Source organism: Halomonas sp. GT, assembly GCF_002082565.1.
In the GTDB taxonomy this organism is placed as follows: Bacteria; Pseudomonadota; Gammaproteobacteria; order Pseudomonadales; family Halomonadaceae; genus Vreelandella.
In genome coordinates this window covers 2,668,476-2,692,731 of record NZ_CP020562.1, presented here as the reverse complement: position 1 = coordinate 2,692,731, position 24,256 = coordinate 2,668,476, and the positions used below count along the sequence as shown (strand labels likewise).

At 47.1% G+C, this 24,256-nt stretch carries 21 protein-coding genes; all 21 read left to right on the top strand.

Annotation, left to right across the window (positions count from 1 at the left end; genetic code table 11):
• The first annotated feature begins 20 nt into the window (after positions 1–20).
• Positions 21–977, top strand: coding sequence for a ProQ/FINO family protein (locus B6A39_RS12520; RefSeq protein WP_083006201.1), 957 nt, complete (start codon positions 21–23; stop codon positions 975–977).
• 263 nt (positions 978–1,240) lie between these two features.
• Complete coding sequence (locus tag B6A39_RS12515; protein ID WP_083006199.1) at positions 1,241–2,290, top strand: porin; 1,050 nt, start codon at positions 1,241–1,243, stop codon at positions 2,288–2,290.
• Between the two features lie 486 nt (positions 2,291–2,776).
• On the top strand, positions 2,777–3,547 hold the full coding sequence (locus B6A39_RS12510) for a lipopolysaccharide biosynthesis protein (RefSeq protein ID WP_083006197.1): 771 nt from the start codon (positions 2,777–2,779) through the stop codon (positions 3,545–3,547).
• Positions 3,548–3,549: 2 nt separating this feature from the next.
• Complete coding sequence (locus tag B6A39_RS12505; RefSeq protein ID WP_083006195.1) at positions 3,550–4,785, top strand: hypothetical protein; 1,236 nt, start codon at positions 3,550–3,552, stop codon at positions 4,783–4,785.
• A complete protein-coding gene (locus tag B6A39_RS12500) occupies positions 4,782–5,243 on the top strand; it encodes an oligosaccharide biosynthesis protein Alg14 (protein WP_083006193.1) in 462 nt (153 codons plus the stop codon). Before B6A39_RS12505 ends, B6A39_RS12500 begins: the two co-directional genes overlap by 4 nt.
• Positions 5,240–5,746 (top strand): glycosyltransferase, encoded by a 507-nt coding sequence (locus B6A39_RS12495; protein ID WP_083006190.1) that lies wholly within the window; start codon positions 5,240–5,242, stop codon positions 5,744–5,746. Before B6A39_RS12500 ends, B6A39_RS12495 begins: the two co-directional genes overlap by 4 nt.
• Positions 5,743–6,837, top strand: a complete 1,095-nt coding sequence (locus tag B6A39_RS12490) for a glycosyltransferase family 4 protein (RefSeq protein WP_156886227.1) — start codon at positions 5,743–5,745, stop codon at positions 6,835–6,837. The genes B6A39_RS12495 and B6A39_RS12490 overlap by 4 nt, the downstream gene beginning before the upstream one ends.
• Before the next feature lie 30 nt (positions 6,838–6,867).
• Entirely contained in the window at positions 6,868–8,253 is a 1,386-nt protein-coding gene (locus tag B6A39_RS12485) for an undecaprenyl-phosphate glucose phosphotransferase (protein ID WP_083006186.1), read from the top strand.
• 131 nt (positions 8,254–8,384) lie between these two features.
• Positions 8,385–9,656, top strand: coding sequence for an O-antigen ligase family protein (locus B6A39_RS12480; protein WP_083006184.1), 1,272 nt, complete (start codon positions 8,385–8,387; stop codon positions 9,654–9,656).
• A gap of 261 nt (positions 9,657–9,917) precedes the next feature.
• Positions 9,918–10,340 carry a DVU3141 family protein gene (locus B6A39_RS12475; RefSeq protein WP_083006182.1) on the top strand — a complete coding sequence of 141 codons (423 nt, stop codon included), beginning with the start codon at positions 9,918–9,920 and terminating at the stop codon, positions 10,338–10,340.
• 2 nt (positions 10,341–10,342) lie between these two features.
• Positions 10,343–12,067, top strand: a complete 1,725-nt coding sequence (locus B6A39_RS12470; RefSeq protein ID WP_083006180.1) for a polysaccharide biosynthesis/export family protein — start codon at positions 10,343–10,345, stop codon at positions 12,065–12,067.
• Between the two features lie 84 nt (positions 12,068–12,151).
• Positions 12,152–12,961 (top strand): ABC transporter permease, encoded by an 810-nt coding sequence (locus B6A39_RS12465; RefSeq protein WP_083006178.1) that lies wholly within the window; start codon positions 12,152–12,154, stop codon positions 12,959–12,961.
• Positions 12,962–12,964: 3 nt separating this feature from the next.
• Positions 12,965–14,062 carry a chain-length determining protein gene (locus B6A39_RS12460; protein ID WP_083006176.1) on the top strand — a complete coding sequence of 366 codons (1,098 nt, stop codon included), beginning with the start codon at positions 12,965–12,967 and terminating at the stop codon, positions 14,060–14,062.
• A gap of 104 nt (positions 14,063–14,166) precedes the next feature.
• Entirely contained in the window at positions 14,167–15,576 is a 1,410-nt protein-coding gene (locus B6A39_RS12455; RefSeq protein WP_083006174.1) for an MBL fold metallo-hydrolase RNA specificity domain-containing protein, read from the top strand.
• A gap of 71 nt (positions 15,577–15,647) precedes the next feature.
• On the top strand, positions 15,648–16,817 hold the full coding sequence (locus B6A39_RS12450; protein WP_083006172.1) for a nucleotide sugar dehydrogenase: 1,170 nt from the start codon (positions 15,648–15,650) through the stop codon (positions 16,815–16,817).
• A 33-nt stretch (positions 16,818–16,850) separates the two neighbouring features.
• Positions 16,851–17,831, top strand: coding sequence for an ABC transporter ATP-binding protein (locus tag B6A39_RS12445; protein ID WP_083006170.1), 981 nt, complete (start codon positions 16,851–16,853; stop codon positions 17,829–17,831).
• Positions 17,824–18,891 carry a dTDP-glucose 4,6-dehydratase gene (gene rfbB / locus B6A39_RS12440; RefSeq protein ID WP_083006168.1) on the top strand — a complete coding sequence of 356 codons (1,068 nt, stop codon included), beginning with the start codon at positions 17,824–17,826 and terminating at the stop codon, positions 18,889–18,891. Before B6A39_RS12445 ends, rfbB begins: the two co-directional genes overlap by 8 nt.
• Positions 18,888–19,784: a dTDP-4-dehydrorhamnose reductase gene (gene rfbD / locus B6A39_RS12435; protein WP_083006166.1), complete on the top strand. Its 897-nt coding sequence runs from the start codon at positions 18,888–18,890 to the stop codon at positions 19,782–19,784. The genes rfbB and rfbD overlap by 4 nt, the downstream gene beginning before the upstream one ends.
• A gap of 141 nt (positions 19,785–19,925) precedes the next feature.
• Positions 19,926–20,822, top strand: a complete 897-nt coding sequence (rfbA, locus tag B6A39_RS12430) for a glucose-1-phosphate thymidylyltransferase RfbA (protein ID WP_083006164.1) — start codon at positions 19,926–19,928, stop codon at positions 20,820–20,822.
• A gap of 52 nt (positions 20,823–20,874) precedes the next feature.
• Entirely contained in the window at positions 20,875–21,420 is a 546-nt protein-coding gene (gene rfbC, locus B6A39_RS12425; protein ID WP_083006162.1) for a dTDP-4-dehydrorhamnose 3,5-epimerase, read from the top strand.
• Positions 21,421–21,637: 217 nt separating this feature from the next.
• Positions 21,638–24,235 (top strand): glycosyltransferase, encoded by a 2,598-nt coding sequence (locus B6A39_RS12420; RefSeq protein WP_198036715.1) that lies wholly within the window; start codon positions 21,638–21,640, stop codon positions 24,233–24,235.
• Positions 24,236–24,256: the final 21 nt, after the last annotated feature.

The window sequence follows — 24,256 nt, the reverse complement described above, 5'->3', positions numbered from 1 at the left end:
AGCGCAAAGAGGGAGGGGTTATGGCCGCAACAGTACTGGATCTGTTAGAAACATTAGAAACGCACCTTGAGCAGACCAAAGCCGAACTGAACGCGTTGCGTGAAGAAAACGAAATGCTCAAAAGGCAGTTGGTTGATCAAGTAGCACAGATCCCGCCGCCTGCACCGGCGCTAAAAGGCCCTGCCCAGTCTGAGCTGTCTGCAGTAGATGCAAAGCCCTCTTCAGAAAAGTCCGACGCAATGGCCGTAGAAAAAACGCCAGAAGAAGCGTTAGCCTCAAGGTCCATGGGTGAAGAGAAAGTAGCAGTAGAAACAGCAGTGGCAGAAACAGCAGCGACAGAAAAACAAACAGAAACTGCAGCAGCGCCGCAGCCGCCTTCCCCGCAAATGTTGTTGAATCAGTGGTACAAACGTTACCCGCAAGCGTTTTTCACTGGTCATACTAAACCGCTGAAAGTGGGTATTCATCAGGATTTAGCCCAGCGAGAACCCTGGTCGGGGAAGTTGATTCGCCGAGCATTAGCTAACTATGTGAATCTGCCCCGCTATGTGAAATCCATGCGAGAAGGTGCTGAGCGTATTGACTTGGATGGAAACCCAGCGGGGAAAGTCGATAAAGAAGCGGCGCGACATGCCAGCGAGCGACGAAAAGTTAAGCTAAGCAGCAATACACCAAAGCAAGCGCAGCCTTTAGAAAATAGGCAGTCTTTAGAAAATAGGCAGTCTTTAGAAAACAGAAAGTCGCAACAATCTTCAACGCAGTCTTTAAGACAGTCTCCAAGACAGTCTCCAAGACAGTCTTCAAAACAGGCATCGAAACAAGCGCTTCAAAAGGCATCAGAAAATGCTACCCCAGCACCTGTGAAAACGCATGAGCAGCAGGGGAAGAATGAAGCGACGGAAAAAGTTGAAGCAGCTAAACCGCTTAGCTTAGAGGATAAATTAAGGGGGCTTCAGCAGAAATTTACCGGGCGCTGAGACCAGCCAGTTGCCCATGGGTTCCTTAAAAAAATGCAAATCGTAAAAAAACACTGTTTTTTTCTATTGCGTTCACTGGAATCCCAGTATAGAGTTTGACCTGCGAGCATTGGACTATAACAAGGCTTAGTTGAGGACATGCCGCATACCACCGGGAAAAACCGGAGGATGGCATAAAGAGCATGGCCCGCAAGCCAGCTGCAGACTTCACAATAAGTTTGCGGTAACGATCGAAACAGTAAGCTAGTTAAGGAACCTACATCATGAAAAAGACACTTTTAGCGACTGCTATCATTGGCGCCCTCGGTGCCTCTGCTGCCGCTCAAGCAGCTACCGTTTATGACCAAGACGGCACCAAACTCGACGTCTATGGCCGTATCGCCATGGGTATCGCTGGTGGCGGTCCCGAGTACAACGACGCTAACGAAAAAATCGACAACAGCGAAGAGTTCGTTGACGTCTATTCTCGTCTTGGCCTGCGTATGAGCCAAGAAGTTAACTCTGACCTGACCGCTTTCGGTCGTTTAGAGTGGCGCTTCCGTGGTGACGAGCGTTACACCGAGTCTGGCTTCACTGAAATTCGTCAAAGCTACCTAGGTCTGCAGAGCAAGCAGTACGGTACTGTTCAAGCTGGTAACTTCGACAGCTTCTACAACCAGTTTGTTTCTCTGCCTTTCGATGTTTACATCGACCGTGGTCTAGAATTTGCTGGTCACCCGAAACAGTCGCGTGGCGACTCTATCGGTTACTACACGCCTGATCTTCAAGGCTGGACTGCCTTCCTGCAGCTGAAACACTACAGCGAGCGTGGCGAGCTTGAGCCGGTTCGTGACGAAGGTAACGTAGTTGCTGCACAAGGTGGCGTACGTTACGAGCAAGGCCCGATCACTGTTGGTCTAGGTTTTGTTGACGACGTAGTGCGTGGCGGCGGCAACGGCGAAATGCTGGGTGGTCTGATCGGTTCTTACGCCGTTAGCGACCAACTGTCTCTGCGTTTAGGTTATGAAGGTCGTGAAAACAGCGATACTCTTGGCGGCGGTTACGACACCGTTGGTCTGGGTGGTACTTACACCACTGGTCCTTGGGCATTCGCTGCAGACATCTACAATGTAGATCCTGATGGTCAAGACGACGACCGTACTGCATGGTCTCTGGGTACTTACTACAAAGTTTCCAGCAACTTCGACGTATTCGTTGAGTTGAACCAAGCTGACCAGCAGTCAATCAACGTTACTCTTGACGGCCTTGACTCTGAAGTCAACGCTGATGGCGACGACGTATACTACCTGACAGGCGCACGTTACCACTTCTAAGCTTGGCTCTATCGCCATGCTTAGCAGGTAACCCCTGTAAGTAGAAATAGAACCGGCCTCATTGTGAGGCCGGTTTTTTTTGGCCCCAATACGTAAGTCCGAAAAGGCCTCATTTTAGCCTTCTGAGCTAAGTTGCTTGATTTGCTTGGGTGCTTCCCTGGGAGTATAAAAATTTTGAACTCGCGACTAAGCGCTTTTTGAACCAAAATGAAGAGAGCTTGAGTTAATCTTAGCTACACTGAGTTACATAGCTACGAGCAAACAGGTATGATAACGCTAAGAATTAGTGGTGCTTTTTATCATAGAAAAATGAGAATGGGTTGCCGGGGTGCTTACGTTATTGATTACGGCTGTTCAGTGAAATGGTTAAAAAAAGGCTGGAAAGTGTGAGTGTTTAATCAGTTCATATTGATAATTAATAACTAGAAATAATGACCGTTACCTATAAGTTATGTTTTAAGTTTCAATGAGGGCAAGGGAAGGTGTATGGATAATAAAGACATGAACAAAGCAGGCGACATAACACTGGTTGACTTTGTGGTGCTCTTGCTCCAGCAATGGAGGGTGATGTTGAGCTGTATCATGATAGTGTTAATAACCACTGTGCTAATTGCTATTTTAAAGCCGGTTAAGTATGGATTTACAACAATGTATAGCGTCGCTTCCTATGAAACAGTTGAAGGCGTGAAGCGAGGCTTAGAAACACCAGAGGAAGTTATTGCAAAAGTTAACAATGTTTTTTTAGAACAGCAGCGGCGTAATATGTTGTCAGACAGCAATGTTTCAGAGCTGCCTTTCGAGGTTAATGTTAATAATCCGCGGAATACTCTTCTACTAAGAGTGACCAGTGTATCAGAAGAAAAATTTCAACCGCTTATCGAACGCTTTCATGATGGCCTTGTTCAAGCGATAGAAAATGATCAAAGAAATTCAGTTAATATGCTCAAGAATAATCTTCAATATCAATTTGAAGCGTATTCAGAAGCATTAGAGGCTGCTCGCACCAGCAACAGTGAAACGGCTGGTGAGCTTGAGGCCGCCTATTTCGAAAAAGTGTTTTTATTAGAACGCCGTATCGACAGCATTAATGAAGGCGAGGCATCCCAGCTTGCAGTAAGAAGCTTGGAGCCAGTTGGATTGGGGAGGAGCTTTATCGTCGCAGTAGGCTTGTTATTAGCGTTGCTATTCGCACCCATTGCTGCGGTAATGAGCATTTTTGCGAAAAAAGTGCGCGTTGCTTACCAACGTGGCGATTAGTCATGGATGTAAAGGTTAAGACCTGCCTTGATATCACACTGTTGATATTTCTGGTGTTATGGCCAGCAGTAGATACCTTGAATGGCTACTTCTATTACCAGGAGACGGCAATACCGAGTATATCTGCTCCCTATAAAGCAATAGGCTTCATTGGTGTTGTGCTGATGCTGCTGGTATACCACCCTTGGCGCTTTTTTCAATTGTTAATCATGATCACATTGGTAGTGGCTAGTATTGCCTACCAACTGTTTGCCTATGGTGCTGTAACGGAAAGTATTACCTGGGCTGTACGAGGCCTTTTAACGCTTGCACTGTTGTTTTATCTGATAGGTGAGAGTGATAATGGTGGCTTTTGGAGTGGTAGAAAGATAGCTGCGCTGATGCTTTTATACTTTGTCGCTATGGCGGCGAATGTCACTCTGGGTGTTTTTGGTATAGGGGAATCTCAGTACGCGGGTGGAATAGGCGGTAAGGGCTTTATTATTGCGGGTAATGAAATGAGTTATTTAATGCTTGCTTCAGCAAGCATCGTTCTTTTTTATATCGCTGAAAATAGAAACGTTTGGATACTCTCCGGTGTATTTCTGGTGCTGCTGCTTTTTTTCCTGATGAAGGCCACTAAAGTTGCCATGATTGGGATTTGTCTTGCCTATTTATATGCTTTGATTCACGGCGGTTACTTTAATGTAAAACGTATTCCTGTCATTTATATATTAGGCCTTTTGGGTACGTTCGTTATATTGGTGCTTGGGTATCAGTTTATTCAAGTTACTGGCTTACTTGATCGAATCTTATACCTTTACAGCCTGCATGGCGGTATCTGGGGGGCGCTACTTAGTGGTCGTATTACCTTCTTGCAAGATGCCTTTGATCAAGTGGTTATCAATTTTAATTTTCTTGATATCTTTCTCGGTGCTGGTGTAGATCACTTGTTAGCAGTTAGAGGTTCGTTGGTCGAAATTGATTTAGTCGATGTGTTTATTGCTTTTGGAATAGTAGGGCCGCTTGTTTTTTATTTGCCGTGGTTGTTGATGCTTAAGTGGTCAACTCAATTATTCGCAATTAGTCCAAAAGATGGCATTTGCTTTATTTTGTTGGCTATTACACTGATAGGTGTCAGCTTAACCGCGGGGCATGTGGTGAATTCCGGCATCGCGTCCAGCGCTACCGCTTTTTTAGTCAGCTATGTCTATAGAGTGAAAGAGAAGCACACCTCGTTTCAAGGAGAAGGTAGATGAGAATTTTGATGGTAGCTTCTTTTGGCGGTCATTTTATACAGCTTAAACGTTTGTATAAACAAATTAAGAGTGAAGCGAACGATGGTGATGCAACGTTCGTTTTTGCAGTCACTGAACAGGATGTTCAGGTGGATGATGTAAAAGCGCTCTACTTCACGAATGTGCATCGCGATAGTGGAATATGGAATATTCTAGGAGCCTTTCGCCAAGCGTCAGCACTGCTTAAGCAGGCTAAGCCGGATGTCGTTATCTCAACCGGTGCGTTACCGGGGCTTATCTTTTGTTTTGTGGCTAAGTTAAAAGGTAATAAAGTCATTTGGCTAGATAGCATGGCTAATTATCAGAAGCTGTCTTTTTCAGGCAATATCGCAAAATTTTTCTGTGACGTATGCCTAACCCAGTGGGAGCATTTATCTGAGAACGACAAGCGCATTGGTTACTGGGGGAAAGTATTATGATCTTTATCACCGTGGGTACCCAGCTGCCTTTTGATCGACTGCTTGAGTATTTTGACGAATGGCGTACTGAGGTTGGCTACACAGGTAAGGTGGTTGCCCAGATAGGCGAAGACAGCCACTTTAGTAGTCCTTCGATAGAGATTTTTAAAACATTATCAAGCGAACAGTACTATTACTGGTTCTGCCAGGCAGACGGTATCGTGTCTCATGCGGGGATGGGCAGCATTTTGTCATGTCTCGATCATGATAAAAGAGGCGTGTTTTTACCTCGCCAATATGCCTTAGGCGAGCATCGAAACGATCATCAGCTTGATACTGCTCAAGCCTTTGCTGGTAAATATCCCACGCTGGAATTTTGTGCAGACAAGCCCGCTTTCTTTAGTGCCCTAAACAAGCTTATTGCTACACATGACTCTCAGGTGGCAACGGTAGACAAAGAAACCAGCAGCGAGCTTGGCGATAATATTGCGACATACCTTGGTATAAAAGGACCCTTGCTGTGAGCCATGTTTTGCTTTGGACTAATATGTATCCAACGGCGTCAGCACCGCACTACGGTACATTTGTGCGTTCAACTGAGCAGGCGTGGAGAAAAGCTCTCGGTGATGAAAATGTCGAGTTAGTGGCTATTAAAGAAAAGCCTAGCGGTGCGCTAAGTAAAATAAAACTTTACGCTGGTCTGCTGGGCCGCTGCTGTGTGTCGCTTTTTAAGCAGCCAGTGGGAACCGTGCTCGAAGTGCATTATCCCGTCTACTTTCTACCCGTTTTGTATTTAGCGAGTTTGATGAAGGCTAAGCGCTTTTACATCGTACTGCGTTTTCATGGCACCGATTTGGATCAGATCGTGCAGTCGTCACTGTTTCGCATGCTTTTTCAGCGCATACAAAAAAGAATTGACCTGTGTGTTGCTCCTTCAGACTACTTTCGCCAAAAACTAAGCCATGAGCTTCATTTTCCCATTGAGCGGATCATTAAAGTTTACCCTGATAACATTGGTGAGGAGTTCATTGCCGCCAGTAAGGCACTGAATATCAGTACCGAAGACGCCTTTACGATTGGCTGTGTTTCAAGGTTGGAGCTCAATAAAAACTGCCAAGAGCTACTGCACGCCTTTGCGGAGCTAACAATACCCAACAAGCGTTTGGTGATGATTGGTGATGGTACTCAACGGCAAGCGCTAGAAATGTTAGCGGAGCGGCTCAATGTAAGGGAGCTTGTTACATTTACAGGGGCACTTCCGCGTACCAAACTGCCGAATAAAATTGCTCAGTTTTCTGTGTTTGTATTTCCTTCTGTTAAAGAAAGTTTTGGTTTAGTCGCAGTAGAGGCGCTTGCGTGCGGCGTACCCGTGATTGCTAACGCCAAGCTGCATGCAGCAAAGGAGTATTTAGAAGAAGCAAGAAATGGCTTTTTTTATGACAATGGGAAAGAAGGGCTCCGAGAAGCCATAGAGACGTTTTATGCTCTGTCACCAGCCCAGCGCTTGGCGCTATCAGAGCAGTCCATGTTGGTAGGCAGGCAATTTAGTTACGAACAGGTCTTTACGCAAGGCGTGAGTCTAATTCTGGGTAGGCAGCAGGGCGCTAGCCAATGATGAAAAAACACGTGCCAGGAGATAACAGCAATGGGTAATCCAAAAACAATGACGTTTTCGGAGCGTTACCCACCGCAGGTGGTCTTTCCGTTTTTCGATGTGTTCTCCATTTTTGTTGGTGGTTGGCTAGCGCACTTTTTGCGCTTCGGCTCATTTCAGCTCCATGAGCGATATGTATTGGCGCTGATCTGCATCGCATTGCTGGTACTAGTAATCAACAGTATGTCAGATAGCTATAAACGTTGGCGTATCACGCCCATTTATCACATGCTGGCAAAGCTCTTGTTGGTTTGGTTAGCCGTTGGAATTACTGCCGCATCCTTAATCTATTTCGCTCACGCCGCAGAGCGTTACTCAAGGCTGTGGATAGGGTTAACGCTAGTGGCGTCTTTTCTAATGGCGGGAGGAGCGCGACTGCTGGTTCAGTTAGGGCTACGGCATGTGCGTTTACGGGGTGGTGCGCGTCGGCCTGTATTTCTAATTGGGCCAAGTCAAAACGTGCTCGATGTTGCCAAGGGAATTCGTAGTGCGTCCTGGGAAGGCCACACGATTGCCGGAGTCGAGCGTATTAAATCACCATTGAACAGTGTCTGTATTGATCGCATCGCACGGCGTATTAGTGAATCTAACGCCCGCGAAGTGTGGATCTGCGTACCGTTTGAAATGGGGGAAACGGTACGGGGGCTGTTTTACGCGCTGCGTAACCATACCGCAGAAGTGCGTTTTATACCCGCTTTTCAAGATATGCACTTGCTGAACCATCGCATGTCGGAAGTGGCGGGTCATTACGCTATAGATTTAAGTGTTTCGCCAATGAGTGGCATGTCACGATTTATCAAGCGCTCTGAAGATATTGTGATCGGGTCGCTAATTTCCCTGCTTATATTGCCGGTATGTGTAGCGATTGCATTAGCCATTAAGTGTACATCGCCAGGGCCAATACTTTTCAAGCAGTACCGAGAAGGCTCCAACGGGCGGCACTTTAAGGTCTATAAGTTTCGTTCAATGCATGTGCACGATGAAAATGATGGGCAGGTTACCCAAGCAAAGAAAAACGACAGCCGTATTACAAAAATTGGTGCGTTTTTAAGGCGTACATCGCTTGATGAGTTGCCGCAGTTCTTTAATGTACTGCAGGGAAGAATGTCGATAGTAGGGCCGCGCCCCCATGCATTGGCTCATAACGAGCAGTATAAAGAGTTGGTTGAGTCTTATATGCGACGCCACAAGGTAAAGCCTGGCATTACTGGCTGGGCGCAGGTCAACGGTTTGCGCGGAGAAACGGACACCTTACAAAAAATGCAACGTCGCGTTGAGTATGATCTTTGGTACATCGATAACTGGTCTTTATGGCTAGATCTAAAGATCATTGTAATGACTATTTTTAAAGGTTTTATCAATAAAAACGCTTACTAATAGAATGATGTTGACGTAATCTTTTCAAGGTGGTGGTTGGCTCGGCAGTATAAGCCCTGTAATAATGCAAGCCTGTGTGAAGGCTTATCGGCTTTTGCGAGTGTTCAACAGTCATCAGGAACCTTGCTTTAATGGTGTCTCAAAAATCGCCTACAAACGGCACGTTATACGCGCCACACTGGTTAACTAGTGTGGCGATTTTTCTGTTAGGTGCCCTGTCTCTGGTGATCCCCAGTGGCTATTCGCTGGGGGCTGTGGTTCTGTTTTTCGCGGGCGTTGGTCTTTTGATAATGAGAGCCTTGCCGCAGCTTACTGTCCAGGATCGTTGGGTCATCGCCGCTTTATTAGCCTATGCATTTGTTAGCCTTGCTGAAGCCTGGTGGGACGCTCAAGGCAGCAGGGGGATTGATAAACCCATCCGCTTTATACTCGCCGTCCCTGCTCTGTGGTGGGTGATTGCCCATCCGCCTAAACTGGCTTTTTTGTGGGGGGGGATTGCCGTTGGAGCAATATCCGCTGGCAGTTGGGCGGGGTGGCAAAAGCTGTTTGAAGGCGTCGCTCGCGCAGGTGGCCACACCCACGTTATCCAGTTCGGCAACCTAAGTATGTTGCTTGGGGTGCTTTGTTTGGCCGGGCTTGGGTGGGCAGCTGTTCAACGACAGCGCAATGTGTGGGTGGCTTTCATGCTGCTAGGTGCGTTGGGCGGCATACTGGGCTCGCTATTTTCAGGCAGTCGAGGGGGGTGGGTAGGCTTTCCTATCGTATTACTGGTGCTATACCGCGCTTATGGAACAGGACTTTCGCCAAAGCTAAAAGTCGCGGCGGTTGTGGCGGTGTTAATCGCCGGTGTCACCGTTTATACCGTGCCTCAGTTTGGTGTGCAAAGCCGTGTCCACCAAGCGTTTAGTGATGTCAATTTATATATATTAGGTGAAAACCGCTCCACCTCGGTGGGTTCTAGATTTGAAATGTGGCGTGGAGCAACGCTGTTAATTCAAGAGAAGCCGTTAATAGGTTGGGGAAGCAATGGCTACGAGCAGGCGATGGCAGCACTGGGAGAAGAGGGCGTTATTGACCAAGAGGCCGCTTCGTACGGCCATGCGCACAACGAGTTTATAGATGCCTTTGCCAAGCGGGGCTTGCTTGGTTTATTAGCTTTGTTAGCGCTATACCTCATTCCAATGCGGTTGTTTGCCAGGCAGATACGGGCCGAAAACTTAGCCATTCGCGCCATTGCCACTGGCGGGGTATTGCTCCCCGTCACTTATATCGACTTTGGCTTGTCTCAAGCATTCTTAACTCATAATAGTGGCGTGATGATGTATGCTTTTTTACTAGCCTCGTTTTGGGGTATCTATGCAAATCTTACTAGAGAAGCAAGTCATACCAAGTTTCAAAGCTAACTTTTAAGCTGTTGATCCTGTAGCAAAAAAAGCCAGCTCTTACAGGCCTGGCTTTTTTTATGTGCCTCATTGGTAATGTAGCAAAATTTAATTAATTAACTGTATAAGGTTTGTCAACGTAGAGCCTCGCCAGTTAATCCCTTACAATGGCATCGCTTTGATAGCACAGGTTAACCACTTTTTAAGCCGCACAGCGTAGGGCAAGGGAATACGCCCGTTAGAATCCCTGGGCGGTAGCGTGCCTTTTTACTGGAAATCATCATGTCAAATAGCCCATTTTTTCTAACGCGGCCAGCTCGCATGCTGCTGGCAGCGTTAAGCGTTGCCGTAGTAAGCGGCTGCGCTACCTATCCCAACAGCACACAACAGCAAGCGCAGTACGTGCTGAATACCGACTCAGCCAAACTGCTGAGCGACGACAACCTCAATGGCTTTTTATCTCAAGCGCCTGCTGGGGCAGTCATGAATCTAGTACGCAGCCCCTGGGGCGATAATGTCGAAATTATTGCAGATGCCCCCTACCTCGCGGCCAGTGGTAGAGCGTGTCGGCAGTTGCGAGTAGTAGAGTCAGGAAGTGGCGCTGCCCGTACTGCACTTACCTGTGAGACACCCAATGGTTGGGTAAATCAGCGAGTGCTGAGCCAAAGCACTTCCGCGACATCAACAGCAGCACAAGGGCGCTAATAATGAACGCTATTCGTCTTCTTAAACGGCTTTCGTTTAAACGCCCTCTTGCCGTTGCTTCTCTGGTTATTATGAGTAGTGCCGTAAGCACGACGGGTTGGGCACAAAGCATTAGCCTACCCAATACTATTTTGCCGGAAGGGCAGGCCCGTGAGCAGCAAGAACAGGTAGATGATACGCCACGTGCCGACTGGCGTAGCGGCACCTATGGGCCCGTCAGCGCACAGCCGCAAAACCCAGATGAATTACCCCCGTTCGGGGCCAACCTGTTTAGCGGTGGCTTTCGTGGCGCGATGGGCGATGGCTTGAATGCTAGCTACCAAGTAAAGCCCGGTGATCAAATTACCGTGCGTGCCTGGGGTGCGTTTGAGTTTGAACGCGTGCTACCGGTGGATGCCCAAGGCAATATCTTTATTCCTGGTTCTGGCCCGTTAAATGTAGAAGGCCAAAACAGCCAGCAGGTAGAAAGTAGTGTGCGCGGTGCCATCACATCGGTTTACCCAGAAAACGTTCAGGTTTACACCAACGTACAAGGGATTCAGCCTGTTGCTGTTTTCGTCACCGGCTATGTTGAAAACCCTGGCCGTTTTGCAGGCACGCCGAACGATTCTGTACTCTATTTTCTCGATCAAGCAGGCGGCATCGACCAAGACTTGGGCAGCTACCGGCAAATTCGCGTAATGCGTAACGACCGTACGGTTGCCACGGTCGACCTCTACGATTTCCTTATCAATGGCTCTATTGCCCGGCCGCAGTTTGAAGATGGCGATACTATCGTCGTCGAAGAGCGCGGCCCCGCGATTGCGGTGGGTGGCGATGTGCACCGCGAACACCGTTATGAATTGCTGGGCAATCAGTTAAGTGGTGCTGAGTTAGTGAATCTGGCACGCTTAAGAAGCGGTGTTTCCCATGTTCTGCTGCGCGGCAACCGAGAAGATGGGCCTATTGCACAATATTTCCCTATCGACATGTTCTACGGCCAAACCATTCGTAGTGGCGATGAAGTGCTGTTTAGCGCCGACAAGCGTAGTGAAACCATCGTGGTTGAAGTAGAGGGCAGTTACTACGGGCCTTCACGTTACGCGTTACCCCGCGATGCACGCTTAAGCGAACTGTTAGATGCCATCCCCGTACCGGAAAACATGACCGCGGTGGAAAGTATCTCGCTACAGCGCGAAAGCGTTAGGCAGCAGCAGCAGCAGTCTATGGAAGACAGCCTGCGACGCTTAGAAACTACCTATCTCAGTGCTGAATCCAGTACTAATGAAGAAGCGCAAATTCGTGCCCAAGAAGCTGAGCTTATCCAAAACTTCATTGAGCGTGCCCGTGAGCTAGAGCCCAGCGGCCGTTTGGTAGTTGCTTACAACGACCAAATTTCTGACATTCGCCTGCAAGATGGCGATGTTATCACCATTCCTGAGTTGAGCGATTCGATGCTCATCAGCGGTGAAGTGCTTGTGCCCCAAGCAGCTGTATTTCGCCCTGGCATGAACGTGATTGACTACATCGAAAGCGCTGGTGGGTTCACTAACCGTGCGGATGAAGACCACATTCTAGTGGTTCGTCAGAACGGCGCAGTAGAGAATGCACGCAACGTCAACTTGCGCCCTGGCGATGAAATCCTCGTCATGCCTGCCGCACCTACCCACAACCTGCAGCTAGCGTCTACGCTCACGCAGATTCTATTCCAAATCGCTGTTGCCACCCGCGTCGCAGTTGATCTGTAAAGGGTGAAGTGTGAGGTGTGAAGGGTAAAACCACTAACACCTCACGCCTTTCGTCTCACATCTCACTTATCTAAAAGTAGAGCTATGGCAAATGTAAAAGGTGCGCCGAAGGGCACCCGCACGCCTTGGCAAGTCACTCGTAGCGTTTGGTACGCCATGTTTATGCGGGAAGCTATTTCCCGCACTATGGCTGACAGAATGGGCTGGTTCTGGATGGTTTTTGAGCCGTTTGCTTTGGTAGCCATCATGGTCGGGATAAGGAGCTTTATCAGCGGCGATCGGCTAATTGTGAATGCTCCATTCATTCCTTGGATGATTACGGGGATGATGGGTTTTTTTCTGGTACGTGAAGGTATGTTGCGTGGTATGGGGGCAATTGAAGGTAATAGCGCGCTGTTTGCTTATCGGCAAGTGCAGCCAGTAGACCCAGTGCTAGTGCGTAATTTCCTTGAAGGCATGCTACGAACATTCGTGTTTTTGATTTTTATCGCTGGCGGGTTAATGCTCGGGTTAGAGCTTTACCCGGATAATGCCATTCGTGCGATGGCCGCTTGGCTATCGTTATGGAGTTTAGGGCTGGGGTTAGGCTTAGTGACCTCTGTAACCACCACCATGGTGCCCGAAGTTGGCAAGATAATTCGTATGCTTTCTCTACCACTGTTAATTATTTCAGGTGTTATCTTTCCACTGAATCAGCTCCCCCATTGGCTGCTGGAATACTTAATGCTAAACCCTATTCCACACGGGCTAGAAACGTTGCGTTTGGGTTTTTTTGAAAATTACCAAACAGTTCATGGCACCAGCATGCTCTATTTCTGGCTAGTAACGCTCTCATTAAACGCCCTTGGGCTAGTGATGCACCTCCGCTTTGTTGATCGGTTAAAGGCTAAATAATTCATGCAAGGTTCAATAGTTCAGTTTATTAAAAAGTTTCCACAATGGGCCGTAGCCTTTTTAGCGATTGCATTGGTAAGTTTCTATTGGTTCATATGGGCAGAAGACCGCTATGTATCTCGGGCCACAGTGGTTCTGGAAAGCCCTCAGGTCGCCACACCAGAATTCAGTCTTTCTTCATTGATGGGCGGTGGCGGGGGCAATACAGCCGATCTTCTATTGCTACGTGAGCATCTGCTGTCTGTCGATATGCTGCGTTTACTAGATGAACAGCTCGATATTCGCCAGCACTACAATGAGCACGGCGATATTTTTGCCAAGTTACGCGACCCCGATGTACCGATTGAAGACTTACATAAATATTACCTACGCCGTGTAGAGATAGAGTTGGATGAGTATGCGGGTGTTCTGAATATTCATGTACAAGGTTACACGCCGGAATTTGCTCATGATATGGCTGCATTGCTGTTAGAAGCAGGCGAAAACCATATGAATGAAATGGGCCATCGCTTAGCCGAAGAGCAGGTGCGTTTTTTAGAGCAGCAGATGATTCGCCTGGAAGATCGTTTTCGCGAAACGCGTACTGAACTACTCGAATTTCAAAACGAGTACGGCCTAGTATCGCCCACCTCAACGGTAGAAAGTATTAACCAAGTTGTCGCTACGCTAGAAGGTGACTTAGCTCGCCTGCAAGCGCAACGCAATGCATTGGCAAGCTTTCAAAGCTCGCAGTCAGCCGAGCTACGCCAAGTAGAGCGCAGCATCACGGCACTACGTGACCAAATTGTTGAGCAGCGCGACCGCTTAGCGCAGGCAACGGGTGATTCGTTAAACCGCGTATCGGCTGAATACGAAACACTAGAACTTCAAGCTCAATTTGCTCAAGAAACATATTCAAGCGCATTAGCCGCGTTGGAAAACACCCGCTTAGAAGCTGCCCGCCAGCTCAAACAGGTTAGCGTGCTGCAAAGCCCGCTATTCCCAGAATACCCCACCGAACCAAACCGCCTTTATAACAGCAGTGTGTTCGCTATCATCACTATCTTCCTAGCCTTTATTATTAGCATGATTATGATGATCGTGAAGGATCATAGGGATTGATGAGTCAGGGGTGAAGAGTGAGGAGTAAGAGGTAAGCAGGACTTTCATTTTTTGCAAAACATTGGCCCAGTCGCCTGATAACGCCACCGAAAAAGGACTTTTCGATGTTAGATATCATCCACCACGGTGGCGCAACAGGCGTAACGGGTAGCTGTCACCAGCTCATTCTCAATAGTAAACACTCGTTGCTGATAGATTGCGGTCTCTTTCAAGGCGAAGATGCAGCTCAAGACAGCTTCCAGCAGCTGCAAATTGAATTTGATATCAGCACGATTAGTGCGCTTATCATTACCCACGTTCATATTGACCACGTAGGGCGGCTGCCTTACCTGCTAGCGGCGGGCTATAAAGGCCCCATTATCTGCTCGGTTCCCTCGGCCATACTGCTACCGCTAGTGATTGAAGATGCCCTAAAGATTGGCTTCACGCGTGATGCAGACCTGATCCAGCGCTTTCAAGTGCAGGTTGAATCACAAATCGTCAGCCTGCCTTACGGCAAATGGCACACGGTTGTGAATGAGCTAGAAGAGGGTAAGCAGGGCATTACTACCCGCGTCAAGCTCAAACAGGCAGGCCATATACTCGGTTCTAGCTACGTAGAAATAGCGCATCAGCATACCAATAGCACGAAAGAGCGAATCGTCTTCAGCGGTGATTTAGGGGCACCCTACGCACCACTGCTACCCGCGCCTAAATCACCCTACGGTTGCGACCAGCTAATTCTCGAAAGCACCTACGGCGACCGGCAGCACGTCAACCGCCGTAAGCGCCGCGCCACGCTTAAAAATGCCATCGAGCAAGCCCTTGGTAACGGCGGTACAGTGATGGTACCTGCCTTCAGTATAGGCCGTACGCAAGAGCTGTTATACGAGCTTGAAGGCATCATTTTTGAAGCCCAGCGCAACAAAAACAGCCAGTGGCAACAGCTAGAAATTATCGTCGACTCCCCCTTGGCAGCGCGCTTTACCCGCGTGTACCGCCAGCTAAAACCCTACTGGGACAAGGAAGCCCATCGCCGCTTACGCAGTGGCCGCCACCCGCTCAACTTTGAAAATCTCTACACGGTAGAAAGCCACGAAGTCCACGAGCAAACTGTTCAATACCTTGCGAAAACCGGCCGCCCAGCAGTGGTTATTGCTGCCAGCGGCATGTGTGCGGGTGGGCGTATCATGAACTACCTAAAAGCCATGTTAGGTGATGAACGGCACCAGGTATTGTTCGTTGGGTATCAAGGTGCAGGCACCCCAGGGCGAGCGATACAGCACTATGGCCCAGAAGGTGGTTGGGTGGACATTGATGGCCAACGTATCGACATCAAAGCAGGGGTTACTACCATCAGCGGCTACTCTGCCCACGCCGATCAAAAAGACCTGCTCAATTTCGTAAAACGCATGCGCCGCTGGCCCCACACCATACACCTTGTGCACGGCGAACAAACCGCCAAGAACGCGCTCAAATATGAACTAGAAGCGCTTTATCAGCGCAACAGCAAACCGCTAAATATCAATATGTAATGCGGTGTAACGAGCCCAACGGCGGCGCAGCCGCCCAAAATCAGTCACACAACGTTAATGCTTGAGATCCTATGAAAAATATTGCGGTAGCAGGAACAGGGTACGTAGGCCTTTCAAATGCCATGCTGCTAGCTCAGCACAACAGCGTGACTGCGGTAGATATCGTTAAAGAAAAAGTAGATAAACTTAACTTAAAGCAGTCACCCATTGAAGACACCGAGATCAGCCAATTTCTTCAGCGTGATGACCTGCACTTCACGGCCACCACAAACGCTGAATACGCTTACGCCAATGCCGATATTGTCATCATTGCCACACCCACCGACTACGACGCCAGCACCAACACGTTTAACACCCAAAGCGTGGAAGCCGTAATACAGCAAGTTATAAAGGTTAATCCCCATGCATTAATGGTGATCAAATCAACGGTACCGGTCGGGTATACCACAAGCGCTAGCGAAAAATTTAATACTAAGAACCTGATATTTTCGCCAGAGTTTCTGCGTGAAGGTAAAGCCCTGTACGATAACCTTCATCCATCAAGGATTATTGTAGGCGAGCGTTCTGAGCGGGCAGAGCAATTCGCCAATATGCTCAAGCAAGGTGCCATCAAAAAAGATGCCCCCATTCTGCTTACCAACAGCACCGAAGCCGAAGCTATCAAGCTGTTTGCGAATACCTACTTAGCCATGCGCGTCGCGTATTTCAATGAGCTAGACACTTATGCCGAAACCCACAACTTAGACACGCGGCAAATCATTGAAGGGGTAGGGCTAGACCCACGCATTGGCAAGCACTACAACAACCCCAGTTTTGGTTATGGTGGCTACTGCCTACCCAAAGATACCAAGCAACTACTCGCCAACTACCAAGACGTACCCAGCAACATGATTCAAGCCATTGTAGATGCCAACCGCACCCGCAAAGATTTTATTGCTGAAGCAGTTTCCAAGCGTAACCCACGGGTGGTGGGGGTTTATCGGCTTATCATGAAGGCAGGGTCTGATAACTTTCGAGCAAGCGCGATGCAAGGGGTAATGAAACGCCTTAAAGCAAAAGGAATTGAAGTGATTGTATATGAGCCAACACTTCACCAAGAAGACTTCTATAATTCACGAGTTATTAACGACTTGGCAGCGTTTAAGAAAGAAGCAGACCTGATTCTTAGCAATCGTATGAGCAGTGAGTTAGAGGACGTGGCAGAAAAAGTTTACACTCGCGATCTGTTCGGCAGCGACTAAACTCCCCACTTGGCACCTCTAAAAGCAAATCACATGATAGAAGTTAAAAATCTCTACAAGCGCTATCACAACCACCATGGAAGTGACTGGGTGTTAAAAAATATTAACCTGACGATTCCACAAGGGGTGAGTGTCGGGTTGATTGGCCCCAATGGTGCGGGTAAATCAACACTACTGCGATTGATAGCAGGTATGGACTCACCAGAGCGTGGTGAGGTTATACGCCATAGCCGCGTATCCTGGCCGGTTGGATTAGCTGGCGGTATGCAAAACAACATGACTGGGCGGCAAAACGTAAAGTTCGTTGCCCGCGCACAAGGTTGTAGGCCTGACGAAGTAAAGCGCGTGATTGCCTTTGTTGAAAATTTCGCTGAAATAGGCGATGCCTTCGATGAACCCGTACGTACCTATTCATCGGGGATGCGCGCGAGGCTTTCCTTTGGATTGTCACTTTCATTCGATTTCGACGTGTATATTTCCGACGAAGCAACGGCAGTAGGCGACCGCGCCTTTAAAGCAAAAGCCAAAGCACTTTTTGAATCTAAAGTAGGTCAAGCCTCTATTATCATGGTTTCGCACTCTGAAGGTATTTTAAAAGATCTGTGTCAAGCGGGTGTGTACATTAAAGATGGCGAAGCTTTTTGGTATGACAGCGTAGAAGAAGCAATTAGAGATTATCATAAAGACACAGATGCAAAAAAAGCCAAGCGGAAAAATACAGCTGTTGAATTAGCTCCAGACTTGCCCAGTGACTTGAATGGTGCTCGAAAATATCTTAAACAGTGTAGAAATAAGCAAAGAAAAGCCAATGAAGCTTTGCAAACTGCAAAGGAACAACAGTTTTTACCAAGGCTTTTGCAGTTCATAGAGAAGGATGTTGCACAGCGATATAAAGCTACTGAAGATGCCTTTAAACATTTAAGGGCACTGGAAGAGAAAGAAGCTTTGAAGCAAGTTGTACCATCACTTATAACTGAGCAGCAGCAAAAGCGTAATGGTAACAGTGATGCCTAAGGTAATTATGACTACGGGTGGTGCTGGTTTCATTGGCTCTGCCGTTATTCGTGAGTTAATTCATAATAGCGGCCACAGTGTCGTGAATGTTGATAAACTCACTTACGCAGGCAACCTAGAATCGCTGGTAAGCGTTGAAGGCAACGAACGCTACACGTTTGTGAAAGCAGATATTTGCGATGCCCCGGCCATGCAGGAACTGTTTGAACAGCACCAGCCGGATGTGGTGATGCACTTAGCAGCAGAAAGCCACGTAGACCGCTCTATTGATGGCCCTGCAGAGTTTATTCAAACCAATATTGTTGGCACAGCCGTTCTGCTAGAAGCTGCTCGAGCCTACTGGAAAATCCTACAGCAGCAAGATGCAGCCAAGGCAGAGGCTTTTCGTTTCCATCACATCAGTACCGATGAAGTGTATGGCGATTTGGAAGGCACTGACGACCTTTTTACCGAAACCACACCTTATGCGCCCAGTTCACCGTACTCGGCGAGTAAAGCCAGCTCAGACCATTTAGTTCGTGCTTGGCAACGTACCTATGGCTTGCCTACTCTGGTCACCAACTGCTCTAACAACTATGGGCCATACCACTTTCCAGAAAAGCTAATTCCGTTGATGATCCTCAACGCCTTGGCTCGTAAGCCGCTACCGGTATACGGCGATGGGCAGCAAATCCGTGATTGGCTCTACGTAGAAGATCATGCTCGCGCCCTGATCAAGGTCGCCACAGAAGGTCGTATAGGTGAAACTTACAATATTGGCGGCCACAACGAAAAGGCTAATCTCACTGTCGTTGAAACGCTTTGCGATCTGCTACAAGAGTTAGTGCCGAGAGAGCGTTCATACCGTGAGTTAATAACATTCGTCACTGACCGCCCAGGCCACGACGTTCGTTACGCCATCGATGCCAGTAAAATTGAACGCGAGCTGGGTTGGAAGCCTGAAGAAACCTTCGAAACTGGCTTACGAAAAACCGTGCAGTGGTACCTCGCCAACGAGACCTGGTGGAAACGTGTGCAAGACGGCAGCTATCAAGGCCAACGGCTGGGTAGTATTTCATGAACATCTTCATCACCGGCGGCAATGGCCAAGTCGGCTTTGAACTCCAGCGTCAGTTTGCCCCTTTCGGCATTAACCTAGCCCCGACACGCCAAGAACTCGATTTAACTAACCCTGAGGCTGTAGACGCTTACCTTGCAAAGCACCAGCCCGGCTTAATACTCAACGCGGCGGCCTACACAGCGGTGGATAAAGCCGAAAGTGAGCCACAGCAGGCTAGGCGCCTAAATGCCGAGCTACCCGCGCAGCTAGCGGAATATGCAGCGAAGCAGGGCATACCCCTGGTGCACTACTCAACGGACTATGTTTACCCAGGCAACGGCGCATCACCTTGGCAGGAAGATAGCCCCAAGGGGCCGCTAAGCGTTTACGGCCAAACTAAGTTGGAAGGGGATAAAGCGGTGCCTGAAAGCGGTGCCAGCCACCTGATTTTTCGCACCAGCTGGGTCTACGCCTCGCGTGGCAACAACTTTATGAAAACCATGCTGCGCCTGGGCCGCGAAAGGGCTGCATTGAGCATCGTTAATGATCAAATCGGCGCGCCTACGCCAGCACGGCTAATCGCTCAAGTCACCGCGCTGGCATTCACCACGCAAGGCTCACCACTGACCATCAATATACCATCAGGGGTTTATCATCTCGCCCCACGCGGTGAAACCAGCTGGCACGGCTTTGCCAGAGAGATTTTCAACCAAGCCCGTGAAGCAGGGGAAGCACTAGCGATTACGCCTGAAAAAACGGCTGGTATCCCCACGGCAGAATATCCAACGCCCGCCCAGCGCCCACTGAATTCACGCATGGCACTAGGCAAGCTGGAAAAAGCATTAGGCATCACCATGCCATCCTGGCAAAGTCAGCTAGCATTAACGCTTAAAGAACACCTAGATAATTTTTAAGCCACGGAAGGCACGAGTTTTGCCACGGAAGATACAGATAAAACTATATTCTTAATGTTTGTATTTTGGTTTTTCGTTGTTGACCTTATCCGTGCCTTTCCCTGTGTATCCTTGGCAAAAAATCATTAAAGTGAGTTGAGTATGAGCACCCCCCAAAACCGTAAAGGCATTATCTTGGCCGGTGGCTCTGGCACGCGTTTACACCCCATTACCCGCGGTGTATCCAAGCAACTCCTGCCAATTTATGACAAGCCGATGATCTACTACCCGATCTCGGTGCTTATGCTGGCAGGTATCCGCGATATTCTGATTATCTCAACACCGGAAGACCTTCCCCAGTACCAAAACCTACTAGGCACTGGCGAAGACTTTGGCATTCGCCTGGAATACGCTGAGCAGCCTAGCCCCGATGGACTAGCCCAAGCGTTTATCATTGGGGAAGAGTTTATCGGCGAAAGCCCCGTTTGCTTGGTATTAGGCGACAATATTTTCCATGGGCAGCACTTTTCCGATCAGTTAAAGCGCGCTAGTTCACACACGTCGGGCGCGACGGTATTTGGCTATTTGGTGAAAGACCCTGAACGCTTCGGCGTAGTGGAATTTGACGAGCAGGGCCACGCGATCTCTATCGAAGAAAAACCGAGAAAGCCCAAGTCGGCTTATGCTGTTACTGGCCTATATTTCTACGATAACGATGTTGTTGAAATCGCCAAAAACGTAATGCCTTCTGAGCGTGGCGAGCTAGAAATTACCAGTGTGAATAACGCCTATCTAAAGCGTGGTGATTTACGCGTAGAACGCCTTGGCCGCGGCTTTGCCTGGTTAGACACCGGCACCCACGACAGCTTGCTAGAAGCCAGCCAATACGTGCAAACCATTGAACACCGCCAAGGTCTAAAAATCGCCTGCCTGGAAGAGATCGCTTGGCAGCACCAGTGGATTAGCGACGAACGCCTAGCCGAACTAGCCAAGCCACTTGCCAAAACCCAATACGGTCAATACCTGCAACGCCTACGCAAAACAAAGGGGAATAAGTGAGGGGTGAGTTGAGGAGAAGGTAGTCTCATCCTTCACACCTTACGGTTTAGATATGCAATACGAAAAACTTGCCATTCCTGATGTCGTGCTCATTACACCCCAAGTCTTCGGTGATGAGCGCGGTTTTTTCATGGAAACCTTTCGCCAAAGCGAATTCGAAGCTCACTGCGGTCATCACACGTTCGTGCAGGATAATCATAGCAAATCTGCCCATGGCATTTTGCGTGGCTTGCACTACCAGCACCAACAGCCCCAAGGCAAGCTAGTGCGGGTAACGCAAGGCGAAGTTTTCGATGTTGCTGTGGATATGCGTCAAAGCTCTCCAACCTTCGGCCAGTGGGTTGGAGCAATGTTAAGCGAACAAAATAAGCAAATGCTGTGGGTACCGCCAGGATTTGCTCATGGGTTTTACGTAACAAGTCATCAGGCAGAGTTTCAATATAAATGCACTGACTATTACAACCCTGCCGATGAGCACTGTATTATCTGGAATGACATTGAATTATCCATCCCGTGGCCATTCACGAATAACAAATACCCTATTGTTTCAGTGAAAGATGCACAAGGTAAAGCGTTTAGTGAATCGGTTTGTTGTTAGAAAGTTATTAATAAATATTAGTTTTGGCTATATCTGACAGTTTTTTGAAAAGCTTATGTTGAAGTGAATAAAGAATTAAATTTATTCTACTAAAGCTGAAGGGGCGGTTTCGAAAGAAAAATACATTGAATTTTTTCAGTGTTGAAGAGATATAAAAGAAATATTTTGACTGGTTAAATTTTTTACATCAAATATAGAATTTTATGAAGGTGTATCTGTGAAGTTAAAGCAATTACAGAAAAAAATAAGTCCGTACTATGGGGCTGCATTGATGACGCTGCTGTGGTTGCTGAAACAAGTAGTGATAAGAGTTGGTGGTAAAAAGCAGTATTATGCATTTATCGCAAAGTTGCTCAAGAAAAATAGGCTTTTTGATGAGAGTTGGTATCTGGAAAATAATCCTGATGTGGCCGATGCTGATATTAACCCCTATCTACATTACGCAACATACGGCGATAGAGAAGGTAGGGCACCAATGCCGTTGTTTAACCCTGCTTTTTACAAAGCTAAGTCTAAAAGCAGAGGTAGGTTCGTCAATACCTTGATTGATTACACAATGATAGGATGGCATAAAAAATATTCACCAAGTAGTTGGTTTGATATCAATTACTATTTGTCTAATAATAAAGACGTACGTAAAAGTCAGTTGGAACCGCTATATCACTATTTGCATTTTGGGGGCGTGGAAGGTAGATCCCCTAATCCTCAATTCGATGGTGGATGGTACCTAGATAATAATCCTGAAGTAAAAATAGCCAAAGTAAACCCACTCGTTCACTATCTTCAAGAAGGGCACTATTCGGGCCTACCAACAAGGGAGGAAAATTGTAATTCAGTAGTTAATGTAATGCATCAACCTTGGGAAGATATTTCAAAATTGTTAAAGCCCTTGCAGTTTGAAGGTATGTTAGAAATAGATATTATTATACCTGTCTATAAAGATAAAGATTTAACACTGCGCTGTATTGCTAGTGTGTTAATGGCAGAGTACACGACGCCTATTGAGCTTGTGGTTATTAATGACAAAAGCCCCGATCCAGAGTTAACCGCTGAGCTTCAGAAACTGGCTGAGCGAGGACTAATTAGCTTGTATGAGAATGCAGAAAACCTAGGTTTTGTAGGTACTGTTAATAAAGGAATGTCGCTTCATGGCGATAGAGATGTGTTGTTATTAAATTCAGATACGGAAGTATACAATCATTGGCTAGATCGGATTCGCTATGCTGCTTACCAAGAAGTGACCACTGCCACTGTCACGCCACTATCTAATAATGCCACCATTTGTAGCTATCCTAGATTTTTGCATGATAATCCCTATCCGTTAGAAACGTCTTATAAACATCTGGATCAATTAGCAAGTCAGTATAATCAATGCCAATACGTTGAAGCGCCTACAGGTGTTGGCTTTTGTATGTATATCAGGCGTGATGCAATAAACCACCTAGGTTCGTTTGACGAAGACGCTTTTGGGAAAGGTTATGGTGAAGAAAATGATTTTTGCCAGCGTGCAATAGCAGCTGGTTGGAAAAACATAATTGCGACAGATGTATTTGTAAGGCACCTAGGTGGTGCTTCCTTTCTCGGTGAAAAAGGAAAGCGTATCACCAATGCACTACAAGTTTTATCAAAACGATATCCTGATTATCAAAAGCAAGTAGACGATTTTATAAAAAGTGATCCTTTAAAGAAGTATCGTATGAGGTTAGATGTGGCACGACTATCTACCTTTACTCAAGAGCACAATATTTTAATGGTTTGTCATAATAGAGGAGGAGGGGCTGAGCGACATTTGCGTGAAGATGCGGCTAAAGCAATGCAAGAAGGTAAAGGTGTTTTTTATCTTAGGCCTGAACGTCATAAACCTTTCAGAGTGAGACTTCAGCACCCTTACTGTCGGCAGTTACTAAACCTAGACTCAGTAGTTCTTTCTAACACGGAAGCAATGTGTAAGTTACTAGAACCTCTAGATATCAGTATTATTAACCCTCATGGCATGGTGGATTTTACGATAGATGCACCATTGCACTTGATGGAGTTAGCTAAGCAATTAAATGCCTCACTGCACATTGATATTCATGACTATAAAGTAATATGTCCAAGGATTAATCTAGCTGACGAGCATGGCTTCTACTGTGGAGAGCCTTCTTCAAAACAATGTAACCGCTGCCTCAAAGAGAGAGGGAACGACTTTGGAGAGGAAAGTATTGAGAATTGGCGTTCGATACACCGAGATATTATGAAATTCGCTGATATAGTGACAGTGCCTGATGAGGACGTTCAGCGTAGACTTGAAAAATACTACTCAGAAGTAGCCTACCAAGTTATTCCTCATGACCAACTCCCTGTTATTAAAGAACAACGAAATATACAAAAACCGGGTTCCACTTTACATGTTGTAGTAATTGGTGCGATCAGTAAGCTGAAAGGCTTTGAAGTGCTTCTAAATTGTGCAGTAGATGCAAAAAAAAGAAAGTTACCTATTCGTTTTACCGTAATGGGTTTCTCTATGAATGACTTGTTATTACGCGCCCAGGGTGTAGAGCTTACTGGTCAGTACAAAGAGTCTGATGCATTGAGTATTTTAGCTGAATTAAAGCCAGATACGATATGGTTACCATCTATATGGCCAGAGACATATAGTTATACGTTATCCATTGCATTGCAAACCGTAACGCCTATTGTTTCCTTTAAGATAGGAGCAATTGAGACGCGTTTAAAAAAATACAACCGTAGTGATTATCTTCTACCGTTAAATTATGCAAGTGAGCCTAAAAGAATAAATGATTTTTTAATTGATAAATTAAACCAATATTAAAGAATTGAGAGTACGCAAGGA